General features: G+C 69.7%; 5 protein-coding genes. 2 read left to right on the top strand and 3 right to left on the bottom strand.

Going from position 1 to position 6,552, the window contains the following annotated elements; genetic code table 11:
• Positions 1 to 118: 118 nt before the first annotated feature.
• A complete protein-coding gene (locus ACIPYW_RS11435; RefSeq protein WP_400413504.1) occupies positions 119 to 550 on the bottom strand; it encodes a hypothetical protein in 432 nt (143 codons plus the stop codon).
• A 257-nt stretch (positions 551 to 807) separates the two neighbouring features.
• Here ACIPYW_RS11435 and ACIPYW_RS11430 point away from each other — a divergent pair, with 257 nt between their 5' ends.
• A complete protein-coding gene (locus ACIPYW_RS11430; protein ID WP_022904217.1) occupies positions 808 to 1,056 on the top strand; it encodes a WhiB family transcriptional regulator in 249 nt (82 codons plus the stop codon).
• Between the two features lie 270 nt (positions 1,057 to 1,326).
• On the opposite strand, the gene ACIPYW_RS11425 is transcribed toward ACIPYW_RS11430, so the two are convergent.
• Positions 1,327 to 2,832 carry a sensor histidine kinase gene (locus ACIPYW_RS11425; RefSeq protein ID WP_400413501.1) on the bottom strand — a complete coding sequence of 502 codons (1,506 nt, stop codon included), beginning with the start codon at positions 2,830 to 2,832 and terminating at the stop codon, positions 1,327 to 1,329.
• 246 nt (positions 2,833 to 3,078) lie between these two features.
• Here ACIPYW_RS11425 and ACIPYW_RS11420 point away from each other — a divergent pair, with 246 nt between their 5' ends.
• Complete coding sequence (locus tag ACIPYW_RS11420; RefSeq protein ID WP_400413499.1) at positions 3,079 to 3,423, top strand: Rv3235 family protein; 345 nt, start codon at positions 3,079 to 3,081, stop codon at positions 3,421 to 3,423.
• A gap of 238 nt (positions 3,424 to 3,661) precedes the next feature.
• On the opposite strand, the gene secA is transcribed toward ACIPYW_RS11420, so the two are convergent.
• Entirely contained in the window at positions 3,662 to 6,439 is a 2,778-nt protein-coding gene (gene secA, locus ACIPYW_RS11415; RefSeq protein ID WP_400413496.1) for a preprotein translocase subunit SecA, read from the bottom strand.
• Between the last annotated feature and the right edge of the window lie 113 nt (positions 6,440 to 6,552).

Here is a 6,552-nt window from a genome sequence, read left to right as displayed (position 1 = left end):
CCACCGGCCAGGCCCCCTGCCGGGGGACTACGCGCGGCCGGGTGTTAGCGGCGGCGCCCCCCCCGGGGCGGCCGGGGGCGGGCCCCGGGCCCCGCCCCCGGGCCTCCAGGCTGTTGCGTCAGTCCCCGTCGCCGTCCTGGCGGACGAGGGCGGCCGTGACCGGCCGCGAGAGCACGAGCGTGATGGCGAGCAGCGCGGGGATGAGCAGCAGCCAGCCGAACCAGGCGACGCGGAAGACTCCCTGGAACGCGCCGATCGCGAGCGCGCCCTGCATCACCTGCCAGACGATGATCCCGGAGCGCACCCACGGACGGCGGTTCCGCAACCCGACGAAGAGCGCGCCGAGCCAGAGCGCCGCGATCGCGGTCAGGATCGTCAGCGCGATCCCGGAGGCGAGACTCGTCGCCGGCGAGGTGACCAGTTCGACGAGGAGCCAGACCGTGACGCCGGCCAGCGCGAGGAACTCGAGGCCGAGCACGACCTGCAGCACCGTGAACGCGGGCGAGCGCTGTCCGGGGTCCGCGGACTCGGCGGGTGTGGTGTCGTGCACAGCGATCCTCCAGCGTCGGAACCCTTGATTTGCCCCTACCAGTATGGAACGATATTCGAGGTCGTTCGGACGGCACGATGTGGTGTGCGTCTCCCGTGGTTCGACGCTCCTCCCCCGAGCGTTCCGCGGGCGTCAGACTCGCTTCCAGCGGATCCCTCCCCCACAGGGTGTCCCCTCATGCTCAGCATGCCAGCGTTCCGATCCCCGAACCACGTCCACGGCTGCCGTTCGAGCATCGACATCAAGGAGCACCACACATGGACTGGCGTGACCAGGCTGCCTGCCTCACCGCGGACCCCGAGCTCTTCTTCCCGGTCGGGAACACCGGCCCCGCAGTTGACCAGATCGAGAAGGCGAAGTCCGTCTGCGCCCGGTGCACCGTCACCGAGATGTGCCTGCAGTACGCCCTCGAGAACAACCAGGACTCCGGTGTCTGGGGCGGCCTCAGCGAGGACGAGCGTCGTGCGCTGAAGCGCCGCGCCGCCCGCGCTCGTCGCGCTTCCTGACCTGCGGTCCCCGAAGCCCGTCGCCCCCGCTGGGGCGGCGGGCTTCGTCGTGTGCGGGGGCGTGCGGTGTGCGGTGCGTGCGGTGCGGTGCGCGGTGCGCTTCGGTTCTGCACAACCAAAGTCGATCGGCACCACGGTTTCCCGTGGTGCCGATCGACTTTGGTTGTGCGAGCACCGCGAGGACGCTGCCGGTCCGCGGGCACCGCGGGCACCGCGGGCACCGCGGGCACCGCGGGCACCGCGGGCACCGCGGGCGTCACGCCGCGGGCGTCACGCCGCGGGCGCTGCCGTCAGCCAGCGGAACGGGATCGAGATGCCGACCTCGGTCCCGCTGCCCGTGAGCGTGTGCCAGTCGATCGTGCCGCCGAGCTCGCCCTGGATGAGCGTACGGACGATCTGCGTGCCGAGACCGGACCCGACCTTGCCTTCCGGCAGCCCTCGACCGTTGTCGCGCACCTGGATCTCGAGGTGGTCGTCGTAACGGTCGGCGACGATCTCGACCTCGCCGTCGCGGCCGTCCAGCCCGTGCTCGACCGCGTTCGTCACGAGTTCGGTGAGGCCGAGCGCGAGCGGGGTCGCCGCCTCCGAGGGCAGGACGCCGAACTCGCCGGTCTTCTTCGGGCGGACGGTGGTGTTGTGGGACGCCGCGACCTCGGTCACGAGCTTGAGCACCGAGTCGAACACCTGGTCGAAGTCGACGTTCTGGCTCAGCCCGGTCGAGAGGGTGTCGTGCACGACCGCGATCGCTGCGACCCGGCGCATGGCGTTCTGCAGCGACGTGCGGGCCTCCTCCGAGTGGGTGCGTCGCGCCTGGATGCGGAGGAGGGACGCGACCGTCTGGAGGTTGTTCTTCACGCGGTGGTGGATCTCGCGGATCGTCGCGTCCTTCGTGATGAGCTCGCGCTCCTGGTGGCGCAGCTCGGAGACGTCGCGGCAGAGCACGATCGCGCCGATGCGCTCACCGTGGTCACGGAGCGGGATCGAGCGCAGCGACACCGTGACGCCCTTCGCCTCGACGTCGGCACGCCAGGGCGCGCGCCCGGTGACCACGAGCGGGAGTGACTCGTCGACGTCGAGCTTCGACCCGATGAGCTCGGTCGTCACCTCGGCCAGGGACTTGCGCTCGAGTTCACCTTCGAAGCCCATGCGGTTGAACGCGCTGAGCCCGTTCGGGCTCGCGAAGGTCACGACGCCGTTGGTGTCGAGCCGCAGGAGTCCGTCGCTCGCACGCGGCGCCCCTCGCCGCGGACCGGCCGGAGCACCGAGGTCCGGGAAGTCCCCCGTGGCGATCATGCCGAAGAGGTCGTTGGCACCGGCGGTGAAGTTCAGCTCCTGCCGGCTCGGCGTCCGCATCTCGTCCTGGTTCGAGTGCCGCGTGACGACGGCGATCGGACGGTCGGTGGTCTCCGCGCTGTTCGCCGAGAGCCGACGGAGCACCGGGATCGCCCGCACGCGGGTCGGGGTGTCCTCGTACCAGTCGGGTTCGGCGGAGTCGACGACCCGGCTGCCGACGAAGCACTCCGTCACCTGCTCGCGCCACTCCTCGCGGATCTCCTGGCCGACGATGTCCCGGTAGAACAGCGTCGCGGCGGAACTCGGACGGGCGTGCGCGACGGCCACGAACGAGCCGTCCTCTGCCGTGGGGACCCAGAGCACCATGTCGGCGAACGAGAGGTCGGCGAGCAGCTGCCAGTCCCCGACGAGCAGGTGGAGCCACTCCACGTCGGCTTCGGAGGAACGGCCTTGCGCGAGGACGAGGTCACTGAGGGTCGACACGTGCCAAGTCTAGGTGTCGCTCTGTGTGGACAATGCCGCGTTGTCCACAGGTGATGGTCCTGCGGTATTTCGAATGTTGCACTCACCATACGCTCAGCCCCGACGAAAGGGGCCGGGGTGGCGCAACGAGCAGTACGACCAGACGACGATCGTCCGGAGGAGGACGCCGTCCCACCGCCACCGGCACCGGCGCTCCGCCCGGTGCCGAACAGCGTCGATCCGGCGCTCCCCGGTCCAGCGGGGCCCGTGGCGCTCCCCGATCCCGAGCAGACCGCGCGGGCACTCGCGCTCTGCGTGGTGGAGATCCTCAGCGGCGCCCGGGAGGTCGACAGCATCGCCCGCTGGGTCACCGAGGACGTGCACCGGCACCTCCAGCAACGGTCCGCCCTCGCTGCGCGGAGCCGCTCGGCGCGCCGCCGTCCCCTCCCGCGCCCGTCGCTCCGAGCGGAACGCGTCGTGTGCTGCTCGCCCGCGGACGGCGTCGTCGAGGCCACGGTGGTCGTGCAAGGGCGGAGCCACGCGCGAGCGGTCGCGATCCGGCTCGAGGTGCGGAACGCGCGCTGGCGCGCGACCGCGGTCGGCGTGCTCTGATCGCGCAGCCGTCTGCCGCCGCACGAGTCTCGTGGTGAGCGACGTTCCTCGCGCTGGGGAGCACGAGGTCGGTCGCTGAGGGCAAGTCTCGTGCTCTGGGCGCGCGCGCAGACGCGTGCGCGCAGACGCGTGCGCGCAGACGCGTGCGCGCAGACGCGTGCGCGCAGACGCGTGCGCGCAGACGGACGGGAGGCGCGGTGCCAGCTGGCACCGCGCCTCCCGTCCGTCTGCTGCTGCGTCAGCCGCGCTTCGCCGCGCGACGCTCGGCGCGGTTGTTCGCCGCCGCCTGGCCGGAGGCCGTCGCGGCGTTGCCGAACGCGGAACCCTGCTCCGGGCCCTGCTGCTCCTCGGCCTCGGCCTGCGCACGTTGCGCCCGTGCCGTCGCGGCCTGCTCCAGGCGGCCCTGCTCGTCGCGGACCTCGACCTCGCCGTCGATGGACGGTGCCGAGTACTCCAGGCCGCTCGTCTCTTCCTCGCCGAGTCCCTTGGCCTCGATGACCGCGTTCTCGCCGTCCGACTGCACCTGCACCTCGAGGTTGAAGAGGTAGCCGACGGACTCCTCACGGATCTGGCCCATCATGCTCTGGAACAGGGCGTAGCCCTCGCGCTGGTACTCGACCAGCGGGTCACGCTGCGCCATCGCGCGGAGGCCGATGCCGTCCTTGAGGTAGTCCATCTCGTAGAGGTGGTCCCGCCAGCGGCGGTCGATCACGGAGAGCACCACGCGACGCTCGAGCTCGCGCATGGCCTCGTCGCCGAGGAGCTCCTCGCGCTTCTGGTAGGCCAGCTGCGCGTCCGACAGGATCTCACGGCCGAGGAACTCGCGCGTCGCCTTGCCCTTCGACCCGGCCTCGGTGATGACCTCGTCGATGGAGATCGAGATCGGGAAGAGCGTCCCGAGCTCGGTCCACATGGCGTCGAGGTCCCAGTCGTCCGGCGAACCCTCTCCGGTGTGGGTGTCGATGACGTCGTCGACGACGCTCTTGAGGAACGTCTGCGCACGGTCGTGGATGTCGTCGCCCTCGAGGATGTGCCGGCGGTCGCTGTAGATCGCCTCACGCTGCCGGTTGAGGACGTCGTCGTACTTGAGGACGTTCTTGCGGATCTCGGCGTTGCGGCTCTCGACCTGCGCCTGCGCCGAGCGGATCGCACGGCCGACGAGCTTGTTCTCGATCGCGAGGTCGTCCGGGACGTTCGAGCGGCCCATGAGGCTCTCGGCGGCGCCGGAGTTGAACAGGCGCATCAGGTCGTCGGTGAGCGACAGGTAGAAGCGGCTCTCACCGGGGTCGCCCTGACGGCCGGAACGACCGCGGAGCTGGTTGTCGATGCGGCGGGACTCGTGGCGCTCGGTGCCGAGGACGTACAGACCGCCGGCGTCGCGGACCTTGTCGGCCTCGTCCTTGATCTCCGCCTTGACGCGGTCGAACACGTCGTCCCACGCGGCCTCGTACTCCTCCGGCGTCTCCGTCGGGGACAGGCCCTTCGCGTGCATCTCCTGCACGGCGAGGAACTCGGAGTTGCCGCCGAGCATGATGTCGGTACCGCGGCCGGCCATGTTGGTGGCGACCGTCACCGCGCCGAGTCGACCGGCCTGCGCGACGATCGCGGCCTCTCGTGCGTGGTTCTTCGCGTTGAGGACCTCGTGCTTGACGCCCTTCTTCGCGAGGAGCTTCGACAGGTACTCGGACTTCTCGACGCTCGTGGTGCCGACCAGGACCGGCTGGCCCTTCTCGTGGCGCTCGGCGATGTCCTCGGCGACCTGCTCGAACTTCGCCTTCTCGTTCTTGTAGACGAGGTCGGTCTGGTCGATGCGCTGCATCGGCTTGTTCGTCGGGATGGGGACCACGCCGAGCTTGTACGTGGACATGAACTCGGCCGCTTCGGTCTCCGCGGTACCGGTCATGCCGGAGAGCTTCTGGTACAGGCGGAAGTAGTTCTGCAGCGTGACGGTCGCGAGGGTCTGGTTCTCGGCCTTGACCTCGACACCCTCCTTCGCCTCGATCGCCTGGTGGATGCCCTCGTTGTAGCGACGGCCCATCAGGATGCGGCCGGTGTGCTCGTCGACGATCAGGACCTCGCCGTTCATGACGACGTAGTCCTTGTCGCGCTTGAACAGCGAGACGGCCTTGATCGAGTTGTTGAGGAACGAGATGAGCGGGGTGTTCGCCGACTCGTAGAGGTTGTCGATGCCGAGGTAGTCCTCGACCTTCTCGATGCCGGGCTCGAGCACGCCGACCGTGCGCTTCTTCTCGTCGACCTCGTAGTCCTCGCCCGGGGTGAGGCGCTTGGCGATCGAGGCGAACTCGGTGAACCAGCGGTTCGCCTCGCCCGAGGAGGGGCCGGAGATGATGAGCGGCGTCCGGGCCTCGTCGATGAGGATCGAGTCGACCTCGTCGACGATCGCGAAGAAGTGGCCGCGCTGCACCATGTCGGACGCCTGCCACGCCATGTTGTCGCGCAGGTAGTCGAAGCCGAACTCATTGTTCGTGCCGTAGGTGATGTCGGCCGCGTACTGCTCGCGTCGCTCGGCCGGGGACTGGTTCGCGATGATGCAGCCCGTGGTCATGCCGAGGGCGCGGAACACCCGGCCCATGAGCTCCGACTGGTACGACGCGAGGAAGTCGTTGACGGTGATGACGTGCACGCCGCGGGACGGGATCGCGTTGAGGTACGCGGCCGTCGTGGCGACGAGCGTCTTGCCCTCACCGGTCTTCATCTCGGCGATGTTGCCGAGGTGGAGCGCCGCACCGCCCATGAGCTGCACGTCGAAGTGCCGCATGCCGAGGGTGCGCTTCGAGGCCTCGCGCACGGCGGCGAACGCCTCGGGCAGGAGGTCGTCGAGGGTCTCGCCGTTCGCGTAGCGCTCCCGGAGCTCCTTCGTCTCGTCCTGGAGTTCCTCGTCGGTGAGGGACGCGAAGTCGTCTTCCAGGTCGTTGATCGCCGAGGCGTAGGCCTTCAGGCGGCGGAGGGTTCGTCCTTCACCGATGCGGAGGACCTTCTCCAGCACGTTTGCCACGTGAGCTCCTTACGAGGTCGTCTCGCGCCGTCTGCGCGATGCGATCAGCCAGTCATGCTAGCAACCTCGCGACGACCGACGCTGGGAGACGCACGGCGGTGCGCGGCCCGCGA

This window comes from Curtobacterium sp. NPDC089689, from assembly GCF_044749145.1.
GTDB lineage: Bacteria > Actinomycetota > Actinomycetes > Actinomycetales > Microbacteriaceae > Curtobacterium.
The sequence above is the reverse complement of the archived record's forward strand: the minus strand, read 5'-3'. Positions and strand labels throughout refer to the sequence as shown.